We start from the raw sequence: 25,219 nt of genomic DNA, 5'->3' as shown, positions 1-25,219 counted from the left end.
TTTAAGCTTGATGTTTTCATTGGTTTTATCATCTGTGAGTATAGCGAACTCGAATATGAAGTGATAAAGTCTCGGCAATTTCCAGCGCGCATACCCTCTCACGGGTTAACTATTTCGGAGTATTTTAAGTGGCTGTGTTTAATCGAGTTGAATTTGATAACCATGAACAAGTGGTTTTTTGTTCTGATGAAGAGTCGGGTTTAAAAGCAATTATTGCTGTACATAATACCAACCTAGGTCCTGCAGTTGGTGGATGTAGAATGTGGGATTATGCAAACGACGAAGATGCTGTTTACGACGTGCTACGTTTATCAAAGGGCATGACTTATAAAAATGCAGTTGCGCGCTTACCATTTGGTGGTGGTAAATCTGTAATTATAGGTAACGCGAAAGAAATTAAATCTGAGCAATTATTCCGTGCATTTGGCCGCCAGTTAGAGCGATTAAATGGCAGCTATTACTCAGCAGAAGATGTAAACATCACATGTGCTGATGTAGCTATTATGAATAAAGAAACTAATTACGTACTGGGTCTTGAAGGTAAAAGTGGTAACCCATCGCCATTTACAGCATACGGTACGTTTTTAGGAATTAAAGCAGCGCTACAGCATCAACGTGGTCATCAAGATTTTGCAGGTGTGAAAGTGGCTGTTCAAGGTTTAGGTGCTGTTGCTTATGGTTTATGTAAACATTTAGCCGATGCTGGCGCTGAGTTGTTTGTAACAGACATTAACCAAGCAGCTATTGATCGTGTTGTTAATGAGTTTGGCGCAACTGCGGTTGGCATTGATGAAATTTACGACTTAAATGTTGATGTATATGCACCTTGTGCATTAGGTGCAACTATTAACGATTTAACGATACCGCGTTTAAAGGCGACTATTATTGCGGGTTGTGCTAACAATCAGTTAGCTGAATCTCGCCACGGTGAAGTTATTCGTGAAAAAGGCATTTTATATGCACCAGATTACGTAATTAACGCCGGTGGTATTATTAATGTTTATTACGAAACAGCGCCAGAAGGTTACAGTGCAGCAGCGTCTAATAAACATGTTGAAGGTATTTTTAATACGTTAACTGAAATCTTTGCCCGTAGCGAAAAAGAGCAAAAATCAACGCATTTAATTGCTGACGAATTAGCGCAAGAGATCATTAAAAACGGTTTATAAATTTAAGCTAAAATGCAATAAAGGTGTGCAATTGCACGCCTTTTGTTTATCTCTAAGTTAATGCAATTGTTACTGAACAGCGGTACACTTTATTTTTAATTTTGTGCGGCAAATTATGACTCCCTCAACTTCTCTCATGCAGCCTATCGATTTAGATAATTGGCCTAGAAAGCAACACTTTGAATTATTTAAACACTTTTCTCAGCCTTATTTTAATGTGTGTGTGCGTTTAGATGCTCAAGCACTTTACGACTATTGCAAAACCAATCAATTTTCTTTTTTTCAAGCATATGTATATTGCACCTTAAAAGCGTGCCATGAGTACGATTCAATAATGCTACGTATAATAGATAGTAAGCCATGGCTACTTAACAGTGTTCGCGCAAGTGTGGTTGAGTTGTCTGAAAACGATACGTTTGTTTTTAGTTATTTTAACAGCGCAAGCGATTTTAAAGAGTTTGCAAATCATGCAAGTGACGTAAGCAAAAAAGCGAAACAACAGCCGTTATTTTCTGATGCATTTGCTCAAACAGAAGGGCAGGCCGATTTAATTCATATATCTGTTTTGCCGTGGCTGAATTTTAGTGCGTTTTCGCATGCATTTAGTGAAGGGGAGAGTTTAGGCATTCCTAAATTTGTATTTGGTCAGTTTGATAAACACACAGGCACAATGCCTTTAGCTATCGATGTACACCACTCATTAATGGATGGTTTGCATGTAGCGAAATTTATAAGCACATTGCAGGGTACATTTGATACCTTTTGCAAAGGTTAACTTTAAACACATCAGTAACGGCAGTGCAAAGCAGTAAACAATTTATAAGTAATCTATAAGTAATCTATAAGCAATGCGATGTGAATTACTGTTTATTCAAATACATAACCTTGTATGCTTGAAAAGAACGTGTGCTGGACATATTTATATACCATACCTTAGCTCAGGAAATCCCCATGATAAATGGACTGTTAATTGTTGTTTTAATTCTTTTTGTGGTGATTTTCTGGCGTTGGCCATCAATTCAAAACCGATTATGGCGCAGTAAATATAAAGATTTTGCTTTAAATTCGCAGCAAAAAGATATTTTACTGCGTTGCATGCCCATCTATAAAAAAATGACCGACGCTGACAGAGAAAAGTTAGAGCGACATATTACGTGGTTTTTAAACGAAAAACGCTTTGTCGGTTGTGATGGCTTAAGGCTAACGTCTGCAATGAAGTTAATTGTTGCCGCCGATGCATGTGTATTAGTACTCAATAAACCGTGGCCGTTATATAGAAATGTAAAAGAAATTTTATTATACCCAAGTGCTTATTATGCTCCGCAATCAACTCGCGATAGTGCAGGACTTGTGAGTTACCACAATACGGTAAGACTAGGCGAGTCATGGCCTGGCGGCACACTTGTACTCAGTTGGCATGACGTGCTTGAAGGTAATCGTTTACCAAGCGATGGACATAACCTGGTATTTCATGAGTTTGCGCATCAACTTGATCAGGAAACAGGTAAAACAACGGGTACGCCCATTTTAAAAAGCTCAGCAGATTACAAAGAGTGGGGCCGAGTATTTAGCCGTGCTTTCACCCAGTTAAAAAGTCATGTTGCCTATAGCATGCCGCATGTTATTCACAGCTATGGTGCGACTAACGAAGCTGAGTTTTTTGCTGTACTCACCGAAACCTTCCTCGAAAAACCCGCAGAGCTTCGCCGATACGATCCTGAAATTTACAGTATGCTAGTTAATTACTATCAATTTGACCCTATTGTTTGGCATTAAACCTACATAAACCGCGCTTTATCATATAACGCTGGCAAGTTGCGTTTGTTTTTGTTGCAATCATGTGAAATAGTTTTTACTGCAACAATAACAAGCGAGAAACGCATGAAAAAAATGCTTCATACAGTATTGGCGGTGTCGGTGTCATTAGCGATAGGGCAGGTAAATGCCGCTGAAAAAGACGAACAAAAATGGCAAGTAGATTCACCTAAGGGGCAATTTGTTGACGCTGCAATTAGCGTTGAGCAGGGCACATGGATGAATATAGATATTAGCCCTGATGGTAAAACCGTGGTGTTTGACTTACTTGGCGATATTTACACTATGCCAATGAGTGGTGGTACAGCTACAAAGCTCACCTCTGATATTGCATGGCAAATGCAACCACGCTTTAGTCCTAACGGCAAAAGTATTGCGTTTACCTCCGACCAAGGTGGTGGCGATAACATTTGGATAATGGACTTAAATGGCGAAAACCAACACGCTGTTACCGATGAAACCTTTAGATTACTAAATAGCCCTGCATGGAGTCCTGATGGCGACTACTTAGTTGCGCGTAAACACTTTACAGCTAGCCGCTCATTGGGAGCAGGTGAAGTGTGGTTGTATCATAAAGCGGGTGGCAAGGGCGTGCAGCTTACAAAACGCGAGAACGATCAAAAAGATTTAGGTGAGCCAATGTTTTCACCTGATGGTCGTTATGTATACTTTTCGCATGATGCAACACCCGGTAAAACCTTTCATTATTCAAAAGATTCTGTAGCGGGCATTTATAAAATTAAGCGCTACGACCGTGAAACGGGTGAAATTGAAACCATAATCGATACGATGGGCGGTGCTATTAGGCCTACACCGTCACCTGATGGTAAAAAGCTTGCTTATATAAAGCGTGATGACTTTCAAACTAGTCTTTATTTATATGACTTAACCAGCGGTGAGCACACTAAGCTTTACGATAAGCTTGAGCGAGATATGCAAGAAACATGGGCTATTCATGGTGTATACCCAACCATTGCATGGACACCAGATAACGAAGAACTGGTGTTTTGGGCTGGTGGTACAATTCACAAGCTAGATGTTGCAGACAAATCTGTAAAAACCATTCCTTTTAAAGTGCAAACAAGTAAAAAAATTCAAAAAGCGGTGCGCTTTACACAAAACTTAGATACTGATGAGTTTGATGTAAAAATGCTACGTAATGTGCAAGTAAGCCCAGATGGCGAAACGGCAATTTTTGAAGCGCTTGGGCATATTTATAAACGTGATTTAGAGTCGGGTAAAATTAAGCGTTTAACAAAGCAAACTGATCATTACGAATTATTTCCACAGTACTCTCGCGATGGTAAAAAAATAGTTTACACCACATGGGATGATAACAAACAAGGGTCTGTAAGGGTTGTGTCTGCGCGCAGTGGCCGTGGCGATACCATTACAACGCAGCCAGGCAAGTATGTAGAGCCAACTTTTAGCCCAGATGGAAAGACGGTTGTTTATCGAAAAGCCACTGGCGGCAGTATTTTAAACCCTAAATGGTCACTTAATCCGGGGGTTTATAGCGTAAGCGCAAAAGGCGGTAAAAGTGAGCTTATTTCAAAAAGTGGTTATCAACCACAATTTGGAGATGCAAACGATCGCGTTTTTATAATGAGTCCTTGGCCAAAACCAACGCTAAGTGTAGTTGAGCTTGAAAGTAAAAAAGTTCGTAAACTGTACGAGTCAGAACATGCGACAGAATTTAGAGTATCACCAGATGGGCAATATCTCGCTTTTGCTGAGCGATTTAAAGTATTTGTAACACCGTTTGTTCAAAGAGGTAAAACAATTAATATTGGGCCTAAAGACAGTCAATTTCCAATAGAGCAGTTATCGGTACGTGCTGGTGAAAACATTAGCTGGAGTGCTAAGAGCAACACGCTTTATTGGACATTAGGGCCTGAGCTTTATCATGCAAGCCTTGAGGGGATGTTTGCTATTAACAAAGCCGAAGATGCCGACTTTAAAGTGAAAAGTGGCGATAATATCGGTTTCAGTAAAAAAATGGCAGAGCCTAAAGGCATGATTGCGCTCACTGGTGCAAAAATTATAACTATGGACGGCGAAAAGGTTATTGAAAATGGTGTTATTATCACTGATGGCAAGCATATTAAAGCAATTGGTACAGCAAGCGATATAAGCATCCCTAAAGGTGCTGAGGTTATTGATGTAACAGGTAAAACTATTATGCCTGGTATTGTTGATGCTCATGCACATGGCTCGCAAGCAAGCGGTGAAATTATACCTGAGCAAAACTGGAAAAACTTTGCAGGTTTAGCGCTGGGTGTAACTACAATTCACGATCCATCAAACGATACCTCAGAAATATTTACCGCAAGCGAAATGCAAAAGGCAGGCATGATTGTTGGCCCGCGTATTTTCTCAACGGGTACTATTTTATATGGTGCAAATATGCCAGGTTATACGTCGCATATTGACTCGTTAGACGATGCTAAATTTCATTTAGAGCGCCTTAAAAAAGTAGGTGCATTTAGTGTTAAGTCTTATAACCAGCCACGCCGAGAGCAGCGCCAACAAGTTATTGAAGCAGGCCGTGAACTTGAAATGATGGTTGTCCCTGAAGGTGGCTCATTATTACAACATAACTTAAGTATGATTGTAGATGGACACACAGGTATTGAGCATTCAATCCCTGTAGAGAACATATATGACGATATAAAGCAGTTATGGTCGCAAAGTGATGTTGGTTACACACCAACACTTGTAGTGGCTTATGGTGGCATTTGGGGTGAGAACTACTGGTACGATAAAACTGATGTGTGGAATCACCCGCGTTTAAGTAAATTTGTGCCAAAAAATCAATTATTACCACGCTCTATGCGCCGCATTAAAGCGCCCGATCATCACTATAATCACTTTAATAACGCACGCGTTGCTGCTGAGCTGCAAGACCTAGGTGTATTAGTTAACTTAGGTGCGCACGGTCAGCGTGAAGGCTTAGGTGCACACTGGGAGATGTGGATGTTCGCACAAGGCGGAATGACACCGCTTGAGGCAATACGTGCTTCAACACTCGATCCGGCTAAGTATTTAGGGCTTGATAAAAACGTAGGCTCGCTTGAAGTGGGCAAACTGGCTGATTTAATGGTTATAGATGGCGATCCGCTTAAAAATATTCGAGATTCGGATAAAGTAGATTACACAATGATCAATGGTCGACTATTCAATGCAGAGACAATGAATGAAGTGGGTAAAAAAGAACGCGAACCACTTTATTTTGAAGAACTGTAATTTATTTTAAACTTTTTAAAGCGGCTACATAGCCGCTTTTTTTAGTCTTACACAACTTATAAAGCTTTATGTTTTTGGCAAATAACGGATATAAAAAAACCGCTTAACGCGGTTTCTTTTAAAAATCATAAATGTTGATTAAACAACACCGCGCGGTAAGCGACAGTCATGATCTTTACGAGCTAAAATTACAATCCAAAGTTCTTCCGCTGTGTAACCTTCTTCATTTTCGGTAACAACAGTGAATGGCGCTTTTTTCTGTGCTTTAACAGGAGCAGCTGCTTTTGGTTTTTTCGTTTTAGTTGTTTTACCAGAGTTTAATTTTTTAGTAAGCTCTGCTACGTCAGCTAGGCGTAAATTTTTACCGCCATCAATGCTGTACCAACCAGGTTTGGTTGTGATTTCAGGTTTTTTACCATTGGCAGTTTCGTACGCTGCTTCAAAGGCAGATAACACTTCTGTTTTGTCTAGTTTGCTCATCAGAGACCCTATACGTTGTGAACACAGATAAAGAAGAGGTATTTATACCTATTTTAAAACAGTTTTTCAATTTTTTGCGATTTTCCTTCCATTTTAGGCCTATAAACGCCAAAATTTGCACAAAATTCAGTGCTAAGTAAGGTAAGTTGTATGCAACGTAGAGAATTTAACCAACTCCTAAATGACATTTTGAAACCTCATTTAATAAAAGATTTTTGCCCAAATGGCTTACAGGTCGAAGGTAAAAACGAAATTAAAAAAATTGTGACGGGTGTAACCGCAAGTCAAGCCTTAATAGAAGCTGCCATTGAGCAACAAGCAGATGCTATTTTGGTTCATCATGGTTTTTTTTGGAAAGGGGAATCTCAACCAATAACGGGTATGAAAAAGCGTCGCATAGGCGCACTACTAGCAAACGATATTAATTTATTCGGCTATCACTTACCACTCGATATTCATCCAGCAGTTGGCAATAACGCACAACTTGCAAAGTTATTAGATATTGAAATTGAAACAGGGCTAGAGCCAACTTCAAATAGCGTAGCAATGAAAGGGCGTTTAAAAACACCATTAAGTGGTGAAAATTTTGCAGATAAAATTGCAAAAGTGCTTAATCGAACCCCGCTCACAAGCTTAGTACGCTCAGCTAAAATAGAAACCATTGCACTGTGTACTGGTGGTGGGCAAGGATATATTGACTTAGCAGCAGAGCAAGGCATTGATGCTTATTTAACGGGTGAAGCATCGGAGCAGACAATTCATAGTTCTCGTGAGCAAAACATTGATTTTTTTGCAGCCGGGCATCATGCAACAGAGCGCTATGGTGTAAAAGCACTAGGTGAGTTACTTGCTCAAGAGCATGGTTTTGATGTGACATTTATAGACATAGATAACCCAGTTTAATTAGGCTATATAAGTTACAGCGCCTCTGGATCTATCCAGCGGCGCAAACTTATCCATATATTTCCTACTACTTCGTGACTGTATTGAGTAACCACAAGTAAGGCATGAGCATTGGGAATAAACTGCTTGCTCCATGGAAGTGCAGCAAAATTATGATAATCAGTGGCTGCGGTAACTACTTCAATACCTTGAGCATTAAATAAGTCTTTGGCACGGGGCATGTGCAGTACAGATGTTACTAGTGCAACTTTAAAGTCGACTAATTTTGATGCCAGTAATTTAGCTTCTTCACCTGTATCCATTGCTTTTGGATTTTGGAAAATACGGCTCTTATTAACGCCTAAACTAATTGCCGTTTGATACATAAGCCCGCTATTAGTGGTGTTTTTATAACCCCCGCCTGAAACGATAAGCTCTGCATTAGGGTAGTGTTTCGCTAGTTTTACACCTTCGACTAAGCGCGTTAGCGCACAATTACCTAATTGATTATTTGAACTTAAAGCCGAATTTGGGTTTATATCGCAACCTAGTACAACTATTTTGTCTATTTTAGGGTGCTTTAGGGCATTAAATGCAAGCGACGCTGGTTCATTATTTTGGATAATTAAATTGGCGATAAAGGGTGTGCTCAATGCAAGTAATACAATTAAGCTTAAAGTAGACAAGAAGAGGGCTGATTTGCGGCCTTTAAATGCCAGTAGAAGCATCAGGCACGCAAATAAACCAAATAGAGGCAGTGGCATAAGTAAACCACCAATCATTTTTTTAATAACAAACATAAGAGTTAAACGCTGTAGAGTTAATTACAGCGATATTACTTATTATATTGATGATTATCGACCGTTATTTAGCTTACAGGTATTTAAAAAGTGACGATAAACAGGGTTATCTTTCATGTCTTTTTTCATCGCTAAATACATAGGGCGAGTAAGACCAAGAGCGCCCAAAGGAATTGATTTAATTAAGCCTTGGCTTTCATAAGGTGTAACTAGCCAATCAGGTAAAGCGGCAACGCCCATTCCAGCACTTACTAGTTGAAAAATAAGTAGTCCTTGGTCAACCGTTTTTAACGTACCGTCAAAACGAGCATTTTGAATGAAATGCTTAAATATATCTTGGCGTTCACGCGGGATTGGGTATGAAATAATAGTTTCGTTTTTTAAATCAAGCGCTGTTACATACGCTTTTTTAGCAAGTTCATGATCCGGCGCCACAATAAGCTTCAATTTAAAATCAAATAAGTGCGCGTATTCTAATGTGTCGGGTTCGCGTATGTCAGACGTTAAAACTAAATCGAGCTCATCGCTTAGTAAGTCAGGAATAGCGTCGTAACTAAAGCCACGTTCATAATCAATTTTTATATCAGGCCAAAAGTTATTAAATTCTTTAATAGTAGGTAATAACCAATGAAAACATGCATGGCATTCCACACTTAAACGCAGTTGAGAAATAGGCTGGTTTAAGCTTTCTTTTAAACGACATTTAGTCGCTTCCATTTTTGGCAATATTTCGTGAGCTAATTCAAGTAATAGCATTCCTTGAGGGGTAAAGCGGACTGGTTGAGTTTTACGTTCAAATAATTGGCAATCCAATTTATTCTCTAAATCTTTGATTTGATGAGATAAAGCAGATTGTGTCAAAAATAACTCTCGTGCTGTATTAACCAAAGATCCTGTTTCTTTTAGGGTTGCTATGGTTTTTAAATGTTTAATACCAATCATCTTTAAAAATTCTCATGAAAAAAGTGAGTTCAGCTCAGATTAATTACATACTACGCCTATATAAAAAACGTTTCAACGTCTAGATGGCTAAAGTTATGCGTTTTATTGCAATTTATCGCTATGAATCGTGAAAATATTAGAGTTAGTAATAATAAAAGTCATTTGAAAACTGGTTTGATGAGTTTTAGATGAGTTTGCTTCATGTTGTATTTTAAATATAACGATTGCTGTGTATTTTAGCTCAGCGTGAGTTTTAACCATGCTGATAACGGTATGAGGTGAGGTTTGTTGAATGCTTACTTTAGATTGTGCTTTAAAAAATAGAGTCGTTTTGCCTTATAGCTTAAGTTTAGCTCAATGGGAGAGTATATGCGTAATGCCTAAGCCAGCGACCTACTCGCTGGCACTTTTTATAAGGGTTTATTAATTAGTAATATGGCTTCTTTGGCAGTAACAGGTTTTGATTTTAAAAAGCCTTGGCCATAGTCGCACGCGGTGGATTGCAAAATAGTTAATTGCTCAACTGTTTCTATTCCTTCAGCTACAACTTCAAGTTTTAATGATTGCGCAAGTGATAAAATGGCTTCAACAAGTGGGTTAGTAGAATCCTGTAGATGGTCAATAAAGCTTTTATCTATTTTTAAAATATGAATAGGCAGTTGGTGCAAGTAGCCTAGTGCTGAATAACCTGTTCCAAAATCATCAAGGCATAATTTTACTTTTAAAGGTGAAAGACCTTCAATTATTTGAGTGGCGAGTTCTAGATTTTCTATTAAGCCAGATTCGGTAATTTCTAAGCATAAAGAACCTAGAGGTAATTGGTACTTATTATAAATGGAATGTATTTGCGCTACAAAATCGAGGCTTGCAAAGTGTCGTGACGATACATTAACGGTGACTTTCAAAAAACGATGGCCTTGTTGGTGCCAATTTGAAATATGCTGGGCCGCCAAATCAAGTAAATGTAAATCAAGATTTATAATTTGCCCTGTAGTTTCAGCTATCGGTATAAAGTCATTAGGGGGTACAAACCCTTTTGTAGGGTGGTGCCAACGAACAAGTGCTTCAAAGCCGATAACTTCACTGGTATTAATTGTGAAAATTGGCTGAAAATAGAGTTCAAACTCGTTGTGTTCAATACCGTGTTGTAAGTCGTTTTCTATATCGGCATGGGTTTTAAGTTTTTTACGCATCGTGTTATTAAAAAACTTTACCTGACCACGTCCGGTTGACTTAGCTTCATACATAGCGGCATCGGCTTGTTGCAGTAATATATAAGCTTTGTCGTTTACGTTATCTGTATAGGCAATCCCAATACTCGTTGATGCTTGGAGTAAGTGGTTATCTATATTTAAAGGTTTTGATAATGCGTTTTTAATGCGGTTTAAAGCTTCATTAACTTGGTTTTTATGCGTGATGTTTTCCATAAAAATTGCAAATTCATCGCCGCCTAAACGTGCAAATGTATCCGTGCTTCGTACTGTACCTTTAATCAAGTCGCATATTTTTATAAGGAAGTGGTCCCCAACTTCATGCCCGAGCGAATCATTAATACTTTTAAAACGGTCAAAGTCTAGATACAACAGGGCATGGCTAGTACTCTTTTTAGCACGCGTTAAACGTAAAATAGCATGTTTTATACGTTCAATGAGTAGTGAGCGGTTAGCAAGGCCTGTAAGCTCGTCATGTAATGCTTTGTGCTCAAGTTCTTGGCGGGCTAATTGCCTATCAATTGCCATACTTATTTGGCGACTTACATACGTTAGAAGAGCACTATCGTGTTCGTTGTAATGCAGTGTTTTATCGTAGCTTTGTACAACGATAACCCCGCTTATACGATCACTTGTTTGAAATGGAACACCTAACCAAGACTCAGATTGCCGACCTACCATTTTAAAATCACCGTTATTAATGTGACTTTGAAAGGCATCTTTGTTAAGTAATAGGGTTTGCTCTGTTTTTAGAAGGTAATATGAAGCGGTATCTTTAAGTTGTTCTTTAGATATTTTTTGATGAGTTTTAGTGTTTATGCCTTCTTCGACTATGTAAACGAGGTCAAGTATATCTACTTTTTTGTCGTATAGAGCGATAAAAAAGTTATCGGCTCGAAGTAAGTTATTTATGATTGAATGCAAGGCTTTAAAAAATGTATCTAGGTCATTCGCTTTGTAAGTTAGGTTAGCGATTTGTAATAAGCTGTTTTCTAATTTTTGTGCATTGTTGAGTTGCTCAACTGTTTTTTGTAAGTTGTTTACTGTATTAACCTGGTTAATTTTGGCACTGAGTAAGTGAGCAACTGTTGTAAGAATTTCAAGGTGTGCATTGGTAAAATAACCCTTGATAGGGTGCTCACAATCAATAACACCTAAAACTTGTTCTTTATATATGAGGGGGACACATAGTTCTGATTGAGCAGGGCGTTCATCAGCGATATAACGGCTGTCTTTCGTTACATCGTTAATAATTACCGCTTTTCCGGTCGTTGCAACAGCGCCCGTTATACCTTCACTAAAACGTATTATTTTACGTTCCGCTTGATATTTGTCCCGCGCGTGTGCAATACCCATTGATGCAACTTGGTTTAATGTATTTGCATTATTGTCAGCTAGATATATGACACAATCAACAAACCCTAAGCGATTTACAACATGTGTTGTAACATACTCAAACAATTCTTCTAATGTATCGAGTTGCAATAGGCTAGATGAAAATTGATTAATGATACTTAGTTGATCAGTTTTTATCTCAAGCGCTCTAGTAGCATCAGTTTTATAAGACATAGGCAATTTATATTGTTCTTTTTATTTTTAAATTCGCAGTTAAGTTAACCTAATCTAGGGTTTTTGTACAAATTAAAGCGATGAGTGGTTTCATACACTGTAAAGTTTTAATATAGCGAGTTTTAATTAATCATAAATCATTACAATAAGCTAATAACATTGAATTTGCTCATTGTGCTTTAAATAGTACCTCAGTAATTTTATCCATATAAAAACTTTATTTTTAATAAAATCTTTACTCGAAAACATCATATGCCTATGATCGGATAAATTCAGCCGTGGAACAAAGTAATGACAAGTAATAATACAAACTCTGTAACAACCCTTACTATCACTCGCCCTGATGACTGGCATGTACATTTACGTGATGGTGACCAGTTAAAAGACACTGTACGCGATATTAGCAGATACATGGGCCGCGCTATTGTTATGCCAAACCTTGTTCCGCCAGCAACGTGCACAGATACGGCATTGTCGTACAGAGAACGCATTATGTCTGCAAATCCACAAGGCAACTTTGAGCCATTAATGGTTTTGTATCTCACGGATAAAACTACACCAGATGAAATAATAAAAGCTAAAGCGACAGGTAAAATAGTAGCAGCTAAGCTTTACCCTGCTGGCGCTACCACTAATTCTGACTCGGGTGTTACATCAGTAAAAAATATTTATCCAGCTTTAAAAGCAATGCAAAAAGTAGGCATGTTGCTGTTAGTGCATGGGGAAGTGACAGATTCGTCGATTGATATTTTTGACCGTGAAAAAGTATTTCTGGATACAATTTTAGGAGATGTAGTAAATGACTTTCCTGAGCTTAAAATTGTACTCGAGCATATTACGACTAAAGATGCAGTAGAGTTTGTAGTTAATGCACCTAGCAATGTAGCGGCAACAATTACAGCGCATCACTTGCTTTATAACCGCAATCATATGTTAGCGGGTGGAATTCGCCCACATTATTACTGCTTGCCAATTCTCAAGCGTAACATTCACCAGCAAGCATTAATGGCTGCAGCAATAAGTGGAAATAAAAAATTCTTCTTAGGAACTGACTCTGCACCACATTATAAAGATAAAAAAGAAGCAGCTTGTGGGTGTGCTGGTGCATACACGGCTCATGCCGCTATTGAATTATATGCTGAAGCATTTGAGGATGCAGGAGCTTTGGACATGCTTGAAGGGTTTGCAAGCCACTTTGGCCCTGATTTTTACGAATTGCCGCGTAATACAGATACAATTACATTACAAAGAAAGCCGTGGAAAGTACCTGCAAGTTATACATTGGGCGACTCTGAAGTTGTGCCTATAAAGGCTGAAAATACAATGGATTGGTCTGTCGAATAGCCAATAATATATTTAAATCTAAAGCCGCTTAATTTTTAATGCGGCTTTTTTGTTTGTGCTTTTGATATTATTGAAGCGTAATTCGACGACAGGGTGGTTGTAGGTGGCTTTTGATCTCGCTTACAGCAATAAATATTACAATAATACTTATAGTTTTTTGCTTGTAAATTAGTCAGTTAAAGGCGATTTAAAACAAATTTATATTTTTAAGAAATAATTCCTAATTAATAGAGCGAAAAAAAATATAATGTGTTAATCTTACCTTGCTTTGAGTTTTTATGTATTGAATTTACGGATATTGTGCTGCGTTTAAGGTTACCGGTTAGGTTATTACTTGTTCCTGTACTGTACCTCCATATTTTTGAGCATTGACTCAGGGAGGATATTGCCATAATAATATGGCTGAATTTTAATTATTGACTTACAGGAAAATTTAGTATGTCGGTTACTGGTAAAGTAAAGTTTTTCAACGAAGCTAAAGGCTTTGGTTTCATTGAACAAGAAAATGGTCCTGACGTGTTTGTACATTTCAGCGCAATCACTGGTTCTGGTTTTCGCACTCTTAGCGAAGGTCAAGCAGTGACATTCAGCATCAAACAAGGTCAAAAAGGCCCTGAAGCTGAGAACGTAGAAGCAGCATAATTTATTATGTGAACTCTAGTTCATCTTGGTGAAGCAGGTTTCTGTTTCACCATAATTCCCCTTCTTTAAATCTATTTATTTCATACCTCAAATTCTCCTTTTTTTAAATTTAAAAAACTACTCAAACATTCTATCTTTGCAAAGCTAAACAACTAATAATCTTACGAACAAAACATTCCTCTAATACTTTTAAAAACCATTCATAAGAATTTATTCAATGGGCCCGATACCAGCTTAAATAAAATCGATGCTCAATATCAATCCTTGCAAATTCTGTTTCAAGCTTACTCTGTGTGATGAAGGCTACTCATTGAGAAGGGCTTCTAGGTGCTTCTATTACTTTATTATGTGAACGTAAAGCTTCATTTATAGTGTATTACTAATAAAGTAGGGTAACTCTTCATGATTAACTTAATTACTGAGTTAACCTTAACGTTAAAATAGTATTAAAGAATACTTTAAAGCGGTAAATACAACCTGTTTAATTATCAAAAGCTTTTATGCTGCTAAAAGAAATGCATTGTTGAGTTTATTATTACTATTTATGAAAAAACACGTTTTAAAATAGTTTTAAAAGTAACGTATATAAAGCGTGAGTATCCGATATTAAATATTATCCAGTGTTGTTTTTTTGTGCGACAAATGGTTTGTTTTTTCAGATGAAGTGTAACTGAGGCGATAAAACACGATAAAATCGTGTAAAAAATAACTTTTGTTATATCAATTTATATTTTTTTTAGTTTTTTTTCAGTGCGAATTCAGCTTTAGCTAAATGTTGCAATAATGTTGTTTTATGTCAGTGCAATGCGAATAAATACACCCCTTAAAAGGCTTTAATAGAAATATTAAGAAAAAGCTTCGTTGCAATAATGTTAACTGTTGTGGGCTGGTACTTTCGTTTAAGCATTAACTTAGCTATTTATTTACTGAGATTAGTAAACATCAAGTTGACAGCGCTAATTGCATTTAGCATTATTGGAAGGTTGATATCTATTAAAAGATATCAGGGTTGTTCTCCTCGGAGGATAATTAAATTATAAAAGTAACATTACTTAATTGGTTGGGAACTATGTCTGTTAAAATCAGAAAGAGTCTTGTAGCAACTGCGTTGGTTGGCGCATTTGCATTTGCAAGCAGCAATGTGATTGCAGATCCTTTGAATGACGTGCAAAAAGCAGGTCAACAAATTCAAAAGGCTGCGGTTAAGTCTCAAACTAAAATTGACAATGTATATGGTCAAACTCAGGAGCTAATCGCTGAGTACCGTAGCGTTGTTGATGAGACTGAACTTATGAAAGTGTATAACGATCACGTGTCGCGCTTGGTTGATAGCCAAAACGCTTCAATTGAATCGTTTGATCGTCAAATCGCGACTATTGATAACACTAAACAAAACGTTGTGCCTTTGATGTATCGCATGATCGATACGCTTGAGCAATTCATCAAAGCGGACGTTCCATTTAATCTTGAAACGCGTTTAGGACGTGTTGAAAGACTACGTGAGATCATGGTTTCTGCGTCTGTAACGACGTCTGAAAAATTCCGTCAAGTACTTGAAGCTTACACTATTGAAACAGCATACAGCTCTCTTGTATCTGCTTCACAAGGTACTCTAGAAGTTGATGGTAAAAGCATTAACGTTGATATCGGTCAGTTAGGTCGTATCACTTACGTTGCTCAGTCTTTTGACTTGAAACATGCTTGGGTGTGGGATAACAACACTAAACAGTGGAAAGAATTAGGCGAAGAATACCTAAAACCTGTTAAAGAAGTTATTCGTATGGCGCGTAAGCAAGCGACATTAGAACTTGTTAAACTACCTATCTTTGGCGCGGAGTAATCAATAATGAAGAAACTATTTAAAGGTTTTGCTGTTGCAGCAGTACTAACTGTTTCTGCAGGTACCGCGCTTAATGCACATGCAAATACTGGAGCTCTAGATAAAATTCTTGAGCAAGTAAAGCAAGAGCGTATCTCTGAAGGTAAAATCAATAAGCAACGTGAGCAAGAGTTCTTATCAGAACGTGCTGACAAGCAAGCATTACTTAACAAAGCTAAAAGCCAACTTGCTTCTGAGAAGTCTCGTGGTGAAAGCTTAGCTAAGCAATATGCACAAAACGAAAATACGCTAGCTGAAAAAGAAGCAGCTCTTCAAAGTGCCCAAGGTACTTTAGGTGAGATGTTTGGTGTTGTACGTCGTGCAGCTCAAGATGCTATCGGTTCTATCGAAGCGTCACTAGTTAGTGCTGAAAAACCAGGTCGTGCTGAAATCTTACGTTCGTTAGCAGCTGCTAAAGAACTTCCTACAGTTCGCGAACTTGAAGAACTTTGGATTTCACTTCAAACTGAAATGACAGAATCAGCTAAAGTTTCAACTTTTGAAACTGAAGTTGCTGGTCTTGACGGTAACCCGTCAATGAAAAAAGTAACACGTATCGGTAACTTTAACTTAGTTACAGACGATGGTTACTTAATTTATTCACCAGAGACTAAGTCTATCCAGCCTCTAGGTAAGCAACCAGACGGTTATATCTTAGACGGTATCACGGCTCTAGAAAATACATCACCAGATAACTACGCTGGTGTTTACATAGATCCGACTCGTGGTGCTATCTTACGTATCAACACTCAAAAAGCGACCCTTATGGAATACTTCCATCAAGGTGGCGTAGTTGGTTATATCATCACGGCTTTACTTGGCCTAGGTATGCTAATTACTCTAATCCGCTTTGTTGACCTTACACTTACTACTAGTAAGATTAAGAGCCAGCTTAAAAATGTTGCTACACCGAATACAAATAACCCACTGGGTCGTATTCTTAAAGTGTACCATGACAACAAGAACCAAGATGTTGAAAACCTTGAGCTTAAACTTGATGAAGCGATTCTACGTGAAACGCCACGCATTGAAGCTGGTATCAATATAATTAAGATTCTTGCTGCAATCGCACCGTTACTAGGTCTACTAGGTACAGTAATCGGTATGATCTTAACGTTCCAAACAATCACATTGTTCGGTACGGGTGATCCGAAGATCATGGCAGGTAACATCTCTCTAGCACTTGTAACTACAGCGCTAGGTCTAATTGCTGCATTACCACTAATTCTACTTCATGCTCTTGTAGCTGGTCGTAGTAAGTCGGTATTACACATCCTTGATGAGCAAAGCGCGGGTATCGTTGCTACTCACGCGGAGAAGGAGAAAGCCTAATGCTAGTCCTGATGGAGATATGGGAATCTATCAGGGATTTTGTTGGCACAGGCGGCCAGGTTTTATACGTGGTCGCGATAGCACTCTTTCTTATGTGGGTTTTAATGATTGAGCGCTATTGGTTCCTACTTGCAGAATTTCCTCGCACAGCGAAAGAAATTGTAGCAAAGTGGGATGCCCGCCAAGACACTACGTCTTGGTACGCACACAGAATCCGTGAAGCATGGATTTCTGAAGCGTCTGAAAAATTAGATCAGCGTATGTTGTTGATTAAGACATTAGTAGCTGTTTGTCCTTTAATAGGCTTACTTGGTACTGTTACTGGTATGATCTCGGTTTTTGAAACCATGGCCAACCAGGGTACGGGTAACGCACGTTTAATGGCATCAGGTATTTCAATGGCAACAATCCCAACAATGGCTGGAATGGTTGCGGCATTATCTGGAGTATTTTTTAGCTCACGTCTTGAGACAAAAGCTAAAATGGTGAAAGCCAAACTTATTGATAGTATGCCTCATCACTAGAGAGAGAATTAAATATGGCACGTAAACAACGTTTTCGTGAAGAAGAAGAAGCAGCGGTTGATATGACGCCAATGCTTGACATCGTATTTATCATGCTTATTTTCTTTATCGTAACTACATCGTTCGTTAAAGAGGCTGGTATCGAGGTCAATAAACCTAAAGCGGCTCAAGCTACTAAGCAAAAAAATGCTAACATTTTTATTGCTATTCGTAGTAACGGCGAGATCTGGATTGATAAACAGCAGGTTGATGTTGAACGTATTTCAGCAAAAATCGAAAGTTTATTAGCAGAACAACCTACTGAAGTTGTAATTTTGCAAGCTGATAAAGAAGCAAAACACGGCGTAGTGGTTAAAGTTATGGACCAGATTAAAGCGACGGGTGATAACCTGAGAATTTCAATAGCTGGAGATCAGTAATGATTCGTTTTCTGTTTTCACTGATTGCAGGTGGGGCAGTTACTTTCGGCTTGTTCTACTTCATGGCATTCCTCATCTCTGGTGGGGCTGACCGTAATACGGAACAAAAAGAGCAGATCATAGTCGAAATAATGACGAATCCGCCTGAATCTAAGGTGCAGGAGAGGAAGCGTGTACCGCCTCCTCCTCCGCCACCGCCAAAGCAGCCGCCTAAACCGCAGCCGCCACAGCCGGAAAATAATAATCCTAATCCTGGTGCTATGTCATTTAATATGGGTAGTATCGATATAGGTAGTTCAGCTGGTGGATTGAGTGGTCCTGGTGCATTTGGACGAGATGGTGATGCGACACCTATCGTTCGTATAGAACCAAAATATCCAACGCAAGCAGCACGTGATGGTAAAGAAGGTTGGGTTCAACTTTCATTCACAATTGATGAGTTAGGTGGAGTAACTGACGTTGAAGTAATTGACGCAGATCCGAAACGTATCTTTGACCGTGAAGCTAAACGTGCACTGCGTAAGTGGAAGTACCGTCCTAAGATCATTGACGGAAAACCACAGAAACAACCAGGTTTACAAGTTCAATTAGACTTTAAACTTAACCAAGGCAACTAAGGAGGCGAGTAATGAGAAATTTTTCTAAAGTAACTGCTCTTGCAATTCTTATGTCTGTGTCGGGTGCTACTTTAAGTGCATCTGTTTTAGCAGCGCCGGATTACGCAAAGATTGAAGAGCGTAAAAAAGCAAAAACTAAAATCATGGGCGAGCGTACTGGTAAAAAAGTAATTAAAGCATTTGATTTGTACAACGAAGAAAAAGTTGATGAAGCAATTGTTTTGCTTAGGGAAATCGACCCTTCGAATGACTTTGATAAAGCGACCGTAAATCGTTACTTAGGTAGCATGTACGCTCAAAAAGAAAAGTATGACGAAGCGATCAAGTACTCTAAGCAAGCCGTTGCACCTGATGTTTTAAACTTTGCTGACCAAGAACAGACACTTAAGTTGTTAGGTGACTTATACGCTGGTACAGATAAGTTCCAAGAAGCTAAAAAAGCATATTTAGCTTGGATGGACTTTACCGGTGAAGAGGACCCTACGGTTTATACACGTATTGCTCAAGCTAATTTCCAGCTACAGCAGTTTCGTGATGTTTTTGAACCAGCAGATAAGGCAATAAAACTTCAAAAAGAGCCAAATAAAAGCCCTTTCCAACTAAAATTAGCTGCATATTTTGAACTTAAAGATTATGCAAACATGGTTAAAGTTGGCGAAGAAATTGTTCGTGTATGGCCTGATGATAAAAAAGCTTGGGTTAGCTTAGGTAAATATTACCTACAAACTGAAGATTATTCTAAAGGTTTAGCAACTATGGAAGTTGCATACAAGAATGGTTACTTTGAAAATGAAGTTGAGTATAAAGTCTTATCTAACTTTTACTCTCTAAATGAGATCCCTTTTAAAGCAGCTGTAACGCTAGAAAAGGCCATTAAGAGTGAAAAAGTAGAACGTACAAAGCAGAATGTTAGCGCGATTGCGAGTAATTACCATCGCTCTAAAGATTTAGAAAAAGCTGCTAAGTACTACGAAGAAGCTGCTAAATTTGATGATGATGCTGAGTACTATCGCAAAGCTGGTTCATTACTTTTACAATCTGAAAAATTCAGTGCTGCTATTGTTCGCTTGAATAAAGCATTAGAGCTTGGCTCTGACAAAAAAGGCACAATTTATTCAGATTTAGCTGAAGCGTATTACTACCAAGGTAAGTATAAGCAAGCATATGCTGCAATTACTAAAGCTATGGATGACCCTCGCACACGTAAGTTTGCAAAAGGTTGGTCTACATATATTAAAGATAAAGCCGCTCGCAACGGTGTTAAAATTTAATTTTAATTAGCTTAAGCAACTTATAAAAAGCCCCTCTGGGGCTTTTTTTATTGGAACTACTATGTATAAAAAGCTCTTTTTATCATCACTACTGTGCCTATTTTTAGCTGCATGTTCAAAGCAGCCTCAATCTTATGAGTCGTTTGAGGACGCACAAGTCGCTTTAAAAGCTTTAAACATGGCGCTTGTACAAACAGGTGCTACTAAAGGCAATAACATTGAAAAAGATCAATTGGTTTTCTCTGATGCTTACTTAACAATACGCCATACTATTTATCAGAGCCTAATGGGTATGGAGCTTAATCTAAATCAAATTGCGCAAGTAAACTATTTGGTAATTGCAGAGCGTTTCCCTGAACGCTACTTTAATTGGCCGGCCCAAGTAAATGTTTTAGAAAACATGCTCGCTTTTGAAGGCTCAAAAAACACACCGGATAATGTTATTACTTGGCTCAAGTTAACCCAAGATACCCTAGACAGTGCTCAACAAAGCAATTTAAAGCTGAACAAGGTTGAACTTACATTGTTACAAAGCTATGTATTAAGTGCGATAGCAAGTAACGATGTTCAACCAGCGCTTAAAAGCCATATAAGAGCTTTTAGCGATTATTTAGCTAGTTATAAGCCAAGAGGAAGTGTGGGTCTAAGAGGTCTGCCAAATGGCACTCAGTGGTATCAGAGCAAACTTAATTACTTTAGTGGCGAAGTACATTCACCGTTAGAATGGGTTACTCTTTTAAACGAAAAAATAAAAGTATTAGATCGTGTTGCATTCGACAGTGAGCTGCCAACTTCTCACCAAAAATCGTTTTTAGTTCAGTATTTATCTGATGAAAAATTAATAGAAGGCTTAGATTGGCAGGCTAACTATCGAGACTTACCTGCAATGGCGAGCGCTATGGATATGTCTGAGAAAGATAAAACATTGATGCTTGCGATGATGGAATCAGATATAGGTATTCACTACCATGCGTGGACCTTGCCTCAAGCAAAGGTGAACCTTATAAAGCGCCTACAAATGAGTCCAGAAGAGGCCCAGTACTTGGTTGAAGATATAATTCTCTACCCAGGGCAATCATTTAGCTTTATACAACACATTATATAATGATTTGAAAGTGCGCTTATTGTGCGCACTTTGTACACCGTTGAGTTGCGGGGTCTAGTTCAAGTGACTCAGCTGATATTTTTTCTTCACAATCACAGCAGTAGCCATATTGGCCAATTTCTATTTGACTTAGTGCGGCTTCTAGTTTGGTCATGCGACTGATTAAAAGTGCATACTCAGGGCCTAACTTCTCTGCTGCGCAGTCTAACCATTCATTATTTGCTGTATCAGCTAAAATTTGTATTAAATGGTGATGTGCAGGGTAAGCTGATTTAGAAAGCATGGTTAATATATTTAATTTAACTTGTGCTATTTCATCGTTAAGTCTTTTTTGATGATGCATTATCAGTACAACCTTATTAAATGGGCTTTACGTTATACTGATATTATCTAGAGTCTTTAAGTTAGTCGTTATGATTTGAATCAAGTTGAGGTGCTTTGGCATATTTATTTAATACGCTCGCCACATCTTCTTTACTTTTTAAACGTCTGATTTCGTCAAACAAATCGATAGCTTGCGGGTACTGGCGTTTTAGATAACCAAGCCATTGTTTAGTACGTGAAGCAAAGTATTTTTCATCCTTCGCGGGGTCTTGATGAATAGCTGAGTGAATTAAGTGATAAATAATATGCTCCCACTCAAGGCCATCATATTGCTCATTATTTACATGAGCTTTAATTTTTTTTGCTAAATCAGGGTGCGAAAGGGCGCCACGACCAAGCATTAAATCAGTGCACCCACTTCGTTTTTGACAAAGCATTGCATCCTCTACTTGCCAAATTTCACCATTGGCAACAACGGCAATATTCTTACCTTTTATTATTGGTGGAATTTTTTCCCAATAAGCTGGCGGGTTATAACCATCACGTTTGGTTCTGGCGTGAATAGCTACACTATTTGCACCTGCGCTTACCACAGCATCAACAATTTCTTGGCTGTTACTGTCATCATCAAAGCCTAAGCGAATTTTTGCACTTACTTCATGTTCATCATCTACAGCATCTCGGACTGCTTTAATAATCGTATACATATGGTCAGGGTCTTTAAGCAGTACAGCCCCCCCTCGGCTACGATTAACTGTTTTTGCTGGGCAACCAAAATTTAGGTCGACCCCATGGGACCCTAAAGCGATTGCTCTTATTGCATTTTCGGCTAACGGATTTGCTTCTTGACCGAGTAATTGAACACGCACAGGAGTACCTGCTCGTGTAAATCCATTATTATGTAGTTCAGGGCAAAATCGATGAAAAACTTTGTCAGGTAAGCATGTTTCAACCACTCTTACAAACTCTGTAACGCACAAATCGAACCCACCAATGTCTGTGAGTAATTGGCGCATTTTAAAATCAACGACACCTTCCATAGGTGCTAAAACAAGTTTCATAAGGAGATTAATTTTGATAAAAAACTGGAGGCATAGTTTACCTGTAAATCACACATTGATAAATCTGTAATTACCGACCATATTTAATGTAGAAATTGCAAAAGTAAATATTATGAAAATAAATGAAAGTTTTTATTTTTGTACGGGTCTACTTAAGCATACAAGCAATTTAAAAATACATTTTTATTGCTGAGATTTACAATCCTTGATTAAAGAGAGTCATAAAATGAATACAGTTAAAAAAAATACAATCGCGTTAACTTTAGGTGCAGTAGTAGTTGGCTCTGCAAGTTTTGTATCTGCAGATGTACAAGCTAACCCATTTGAGTTTCAACAACTAGTAACAGGTTACCAATTAGATGCTGCAGAAGGTAAGTGCGGTGAAGGCAAATGTGGCGGCGACGCAAAAGATAAAAAAGAAGGTAAATGCGGCGAAGGCAAATGTGGTGGCGACGCAAAAGATAAAAAAGAAGGTAAATGCGGCGAAGGCAAATGTGGCGGCGATGCAAAAGGTAAAAAAGAAGGTAAATGCGGCGAAGGCAAATGTGGTGGCGACGCAAAAGATAAAAAAGAAGGTAAATGCGGCGAAGGCAAATGTGGCGGCGATGCAAAAGGTAAAAAAGAAGGTAAATGCGGCGAAGGCAAATGTGGTGGCGACGCAAAAGATAAAAAAGAAGGTAAATGCGGCGAAGGTAAGTGTGGCGGCGATGCAAAAGACGCAAAAGCTAAAACAGAAGGCAAATGTGGTGAAGGTAAATGTGGCGGCGACGCTAAAAAAACTAAAAAAGAAGGTAAGTGCGGCGAAGGTAAATGTGGTGGCCGTTAATATCTTATTCTAAATAAGTTATGCTAAAAGGGCCCTAAGGCCCTTTTTTGTTAAGTTAGAGGTAGTTATGATACAAACTCAAAGTAAAGATTTTGGGATGGTGGGCCTTGGCCTACGACGAGAAATGCTTGATGAGCTGCTTGAGCATGTACCTAATCAAGTAGACTTTTTAGAAGTTGCGCCAGAGAACTGGTTAAAACTAGGTGGACGCTTTAAAAAACAATTTAAAACATTAACCGATGCTAATAATTTTGTGTGTCATGGATTATCACTGTCTATCGGTTCTCCAGAACCTCTTGATGTTGAATTTGTTAAGTCTTTAAAAGTGTTTTTTGAAGAGCACAATATAAAAATTTTTAGTGAGCACTTAAGTTACTGCTCCGGTACAGGGCATATGTATGACTTAATGCCCATTCCGTTTACACAAGATGCCATAGCACATGTTGTACCTCGTATTAAACAAGTTCAAGACATACTAGAGCAGCAAATTGCGATAGAAAATGTTTCCTATTATGGCGCTCCTGGACAGCAATTATCAGAGCTTGAATTTACGAATATTATTTTAGAGCAAGCTGACTGCAAACTTTTACTTGATGTGAATAACATTTATGTTAATTCGATAAATCATGGCTACAACGCGCAAGCATTTTTAACTGGGTTACCCTCTAATCGTATAGCCTATGGGCATGTTGCTGGCCATTATAATGAGGCTGATGACTTAATTGTTGATACACATGGCGCTGATGTGATTGATCCTGTCTGGGAGCTACTCGATAAAGCATACGAAGTGCATGGCGTATTTCCAACCTTGCTTGAGCGTGATTTTAATATTCCTACCATGAATGTTTTAACCAAAGAGTTAGATATAATTCATGGGTTGCAAGCTAAACACTTTGATTCAACTGTTTCAAAACAACGAGCTTAATATAAGCCTTTATCAACATTAAAAGAGTGCCTAGTTATGAGCTTTATTGAAATACAAAACGAATTTATGGCGCATATTCGCGAGCCTCAAAAAAATAAAAAGCCCAGCGGTATCGAAGACAGGCGTATGGCTATTTATCGCGACCTATTTTTTAATAACATTGAAGGTTTTATATCATCAGGTTTTCCGGTATTAAAAACGTTATATACCCAGAAGCAATGGCAAGTCCTCGTACGCCAGTTTTTTAGCGAATATGATTGTCATTCGCCGTACTTTTTAGACATAGCAGGGGAGTTTATTAATTACTTATCAAGTGATTATAAAATGAAAAAATACGATCCCGTGTTTATGCTAGAGCTTGCCCATTATGAATGGGTAGAGCTAGATGTATCCATTGCACACGAAGATGAGCAAGAGAAAAAATTACAAACAACAGCGCTCACTAGTTCAGCTTTATATTTATCGAAAACGGCAAGAAATTTAAGTTATCAATTTCCGGTTCAAAATATTAGCAATCGCTTTAAACCAAAAGAGCCATCACCTCAGCCTAATTATTTTGTTGTATATAGAGATGAAGATGATGACGTTCAATTTCTGGCTACGAATGCGATGACAGCTTTGCTATTGTCAATCATAGAGGCAAGCGAAGGCGCGACATTTGACGACGTCTGCCAACAGGTATTAGCTCATGCACCACAATTTAATGCAGAGCAAATTGCTCAAGGTGCACTGGTTACTCTTAATGCTATGGTTGAACGAGGAGTAATTGTGACAAAAAATCAAGACTAAGGTCTTTATTGATGATTTTACATCGTCTATTATGGCAGCCTTATTTG

General features: G+C 38.3%; 23 protein-coding genes. 17 read left to right on the top strand and 6 right to left on the bottom strand.

Features of this window, described 5'->3' with window-relative positions:
• Nucleotides 1–128: 128 nt before the first annotated feature.
• The 4 genes from I6E69_RS16000 to I6E69_RS15985 all read left to right on the top strand — a co-directional run bounded on the left by I6E69_RS16000 (nt 129) and on the right by I6E69_RS15985 (nt 6,230).
• The gene (locus I6E69_RS16000; RefSeq protein ID WP_197121642.1) at nt 129–1,169 is read left to right on the top strand and encodes an amino acid dehydrogenase; all 1,041 of its coding nucleotides are present in this window, start codon (nt 129–131) and stop codon (nt 1,167–1,169) included.
• A 136-nt stretch (nt 1,170–1,305) separates the two neighbouring features.
• A complete protein-coding gene (locus I6E69_RS15995) occupies nt 1,306–1,944 on the top strand; it encodes a chloramphenicol acetyltransferase (protein WP_197121648.1) in 639 nt (212 codons plus the stop codon).
• A 176-nt stretch (nt 1,945–2,120) separates the two neighbouring features.
• Nucleotides 2,121–2,945, top strand: a complete 825-nt coding sequence (locus I6E69_RS15990) for a M90 family metallopeptidase (RefSeq protein ID WP_002961680.1) — start codon at nt 2,121–2,123, stop codon at nt 2,943–2,945.
• Between the two features lie 105 nt (nt 2,946–3,050).
• Nucleotides 3,051–6,230: an amidohydrolase family protein gene (locus I6E69_RS15985; protein WP_197121641.1), complete on the top strand. Its 3,180-nt coding sequence runs from the start codon at nt 3,051–3,053 to the stop codon at nt 6,228–6,230.
• Between the two features lie 138 nt (nt 6,231–6,368).
• Here the strand turns inward: I6E69_RS15985 and I6E69_RS15980 are convergent, their stop codons facing one another.
• Nucleotides 6,369–6,710 (bottom strand): hypothetical protein, encoded by a 342-nt coding sequence (locus I6E69_RS15980; protein WP_002961684.1) that lies wholly within the window; start codon nt 6,708–6,710, stop codon nt 6,369–6,371.
• 150 nt (nt 6,711–6,860) lie between these two features.
• On the opposite strand from I6E69_RS15980, the gene I6E69_RS15975 reads away from it, so the two are divergent.
• Nucleotides 6,861–7,613 (top strand): Nif3-like dinuclear metal center hexameric protein, encoded by a 753-nt coding sequence (locus I6E69_RS15975; protein ID WP_197121640.1) that lies wholly within the window; start codon nt 6,861–6,863, stop codon nt 7,611–7,613.
• A 14-nt stretch (nt 7,614–7,627) separates the two neighbouring features.
• On the opposite strand, the gene I6E69_RS15970 is transcribed toward I6E69_RS15975, so the two are convergent.
• From I6E69_RS15970 to I6E69_RS15960, 3 genes are all read right to left on the bottom strand, one after another.
• Nucleotides 7,628–8,392 (bottom strand): YdcF family protein, encoded by a 765-nt coding sequence (locus I6E69_RS15970; RefSeq protein WP_197121639.1) that lies wholly within the window; start codon nt 8,390–8,392, stop codon nt 7,628–7,630.
• A gap of 54 nt (nt 8,393–8,446) precedes the next feature.
• A complete protein-coding gene (locus tag I6E69_RS15965; RefSeq protein WP_002961689.1) occupies nt 8,447–9,334 on the bottom strand; it encodes a LysR family transcriptional regulator in 888 nt (295 codons plus the stop codon).
• A 410-nt stretch (nt 9,335–9,744) separates the two neighbouring features.
• The gene (locus tag I6E69_RS15960; RefSeq protein WP_039487387.1) at nt 9,745–12,114 is read right to left on the bottom strand and encodes an EAL domain-containing protein; all 2,370 of its coding nucleotides are present in this window, start codon (nt 12,112–12,114) and stop codon (nt 9,745–9,747) included.
• Nucleotides 12,115–12,405: 291 nt separating this feature from the next.
• Between I6E69_RS15960 and pyrC the strand changes: the two genes are divergently transcribed.
• From pyrC to I6E69_RS15915, 9 genes are all read left to right on the top strand, one after another.
• On the top strand, nt 12,406–13,458 hold the full coding sequence (pyrC, locus tag I6E69_RS15955; protein WP_002961698.1) for a dihydroorotase: 1,053 nt from the start codon (nt 12,406–12,408) through the stop codon (nt 13,456–13,458).
• A 438-nt stretch (nt 13,459–13,896) separates the two neighbouring features.
• Complete coding sequence (locus I6E69_RS15950; protein ID WP_002961702.1) at nt 13,897–14,100, top strand: cold-shock protein; 204 nt, start codon at nt 13,897–13,899, stop codon at nt 14,098–14,100.
• A gap of 1,069 nt (nt 14,101–15,169) precedes the next feature.
• Nucleotides 15,170–15,940, top strand: a complete 771-nt coding sequence (locus tag I6E69_RS15945) for a DUF3450 domain-containing protein (RefSeq protein WP_024590812.1) — start codon at nt 15,170–15,172, stop codon at nt 15,938–15,940.
• Nucleotides 15,941–15,946: 6 nt separating this feature from the next.
• Nucleotides 15,947–17,311, top strand: coding sequence for a MotA/TolQ/ExbB proton channel family protein (locus tag I6E69_RS15940; RefSeq protein WP_002961707.1), 1,365 nt, complete (start codon nt 15,947–15,949; stop codon nt 17,309–17,311).
• Entirely contained in the window at nt 17,311–17,835 is a 525-nt protein-coding gene (locus I6E69_RS15935; RefSeq protein ID WP_002961709.1) for a MotA/TolQ/ExbB proton channel family protein, read from the top strand. Before I6E69_RS15940 ends, I6E69_RS15935 begins: the two co-directional genes overlap by 1 nt.
• A 14-nt stretch (nt 17,836–17,849) precedes the next feature.
• Nucleotides 17,850–18,254, top strand: coding sequence for a biopolymer transporter ExbD (locus I6E69_RS15930; RefSeq protein WP_002961710.1), 405 nt, complete (start codon nt 17,850–17,852; stop codon nt 18,252–18,254).
• Nucleotides 18,254–18,871 (top strand): energy transducer TonB, encoded by a 618-nt coding sequence (locus I6E69_RS15925; RefSeq protein ID WP_024590813.1) that lies wholly within the window; start codon nt 18,254–18,256, stop codon nt 18,869–18,871. The genes I6E69_RS15930 and I6E69_RS15925 overlap by 1 nt, the downstream gene beginning before the upstream one ends.
• A gap of 11 nt (nt 18,872–18,882) precedes the next feature.
• Entirely contained in the window at nt 18,883–20,142 is a 1,260-nt protein-coding gene (locus I6E69_RS15920; protein WP_039487403.1) for a tetratricopeptide repeat protein, read from the top strand.
• 61 nt (nt 20,143–20,203) lie between these two features.
• Nucleotides 20,204–21,247 carry a hypothetical protein gene (locus I6E69_RS15915; protein ID WP_197121638.1) on the top strand — a complete coding sequence of 348 codons (1,044 nt, stop codon included), beginning with the start codon at nt 20,204–20,206 and terminating at the stop codon, nt 21,245–21,247.
• A 16-nt stretch (nt 21,248–21,263) separates the two neighbouring features.
• Here I6E69_RS15915 and I6E69_RS15910 read toward each other — a convergent pair whose 3' ends face one another.
• Together I6E69_RS15910 and I6E69_RS15905 are read right to left on the bottom strand one after the other, a co-directional pair.
• Nucleotides 21,264–21,590 carry an RNA polymerase-binding protein DksA gene (locus I6E69_RS15910; RefSeq protein WP_002961716.1) on the bottom strand — a complete coding sequence of 109 codons (327 nt, stop codon included), beginning with the start codon at nt 21,588–21,590 and terminating at the stop codon, nt 21,264–21,266.
• Between the two features lie 61 nt (nt 21,591–21,651).
• Nucleotides 21,652–22,632: a tRNA-dihydrouridine synthase gene (locus tag I6E69_RS15905; protein ID WP_002961717.1), complete on the bottom strand. Its 981-nt coding sequence runs from the start codon at nt 22,630–22,632 to the stop codon at nt 21,652–21,654.
• A 226-nt stretch (nt 22,633–22,858) separates the two neighbouring features.
• On the opposite strand from I6E69_RS15905, the gene I6E69_RS15900 reads away from it, so the two are divergent.
• The 3 genes from I6E69_RS15900 (at nt 22,859) to I6E69_RS15890 (ending at nt 25,172) form a co-directional block, all read left to right on the top strand.
• Complete coding sequence (locus tag I6E69_RS15900; protein WP_197121637.1) at nt 22,859–23,458, top strand: hypothetical protein; 600 nt, start codon at nt 22,859–22,861, stop codon at nt 23,456–23,458.
• A 67-nt stretch (nt 23,459–23,525) separates the two neighbouring features.
• Nucleotides 23,526–24,383, top strand: coding sequence for a DUF692 domain-containing protein (locus I6E69_RS15895; protein ID WP_138489324.1), 858 nt, complete (start codon nt 23,526–23,528; stop codon nt 24,381–24,383).
• 36 nt (nt 24,384–24,419) lie between these two features.
• Entirely contained in the window at nt 24,420–25,172 is a 753-nt protein-coding gene (locus I6E69_RS15890; protein WP_197121636.1) for a DUF2063 domain-containing protein, read from the top strand.
• The last annotated feature ends 47 nt before the right edge of the window (nt 25,173–25,219 follow it).

The sequence above is a fragment of the Pseudoalteromonas sp. NZS100 genome, assembly GCF_015864815.1.
GTDB classification, from domain to species: domain Bacteria; phylum Pseudomonadota; class Gammaproteobacteria; order Enterobacterales; family Alteromonadaceae; genus Pseudoalteromonas; species Pseudoalteromonas distincta.
The sequence above is the reverse complement of the archived record's forward strand: the minus strand, read 5'-3'. Positions and strand labels throughout refer to the sequence as shown.